At 49.0% G+C, this 239-nt stretch carries 1 protein-coding gene; it reads left to right on the forward strand.

The annotated features are described in order from the left end of the window. Positions 1-239 (forward strand): OmpA family protein (locus tag ACPYOJ_RS36600; protein ID WP_481420570.1); only part of this gene is annotated, 239 nt, incomplete at both ends.

Raw genomic sequence — 239 nt, forward strand, 5'->3', positions numbered from 1 at the left:
GTACAGACCAAGCACTTCACTCTGAAGTCTGACGTTCTGTTCAACTTCAACAAAGCTACCCTGAAACCAGAAGGTCAGCAGGCACTGGATCAGCTGTACACCCAGCTGAGCAACCTGGATCCTAAAGACGGTTCTGTAGTGGTTCTGGGCTTCACCGACCGTATCGGTTCTGACGCTTACAACCAGAAACTGTCTGAGAAACGTGCTCAGTCTGTTGTTGATTACCTGATCTCTAAAGG

It is taken from the genome of Rhizobium sp. SVR5-9E, assembly GCF_056755095.1.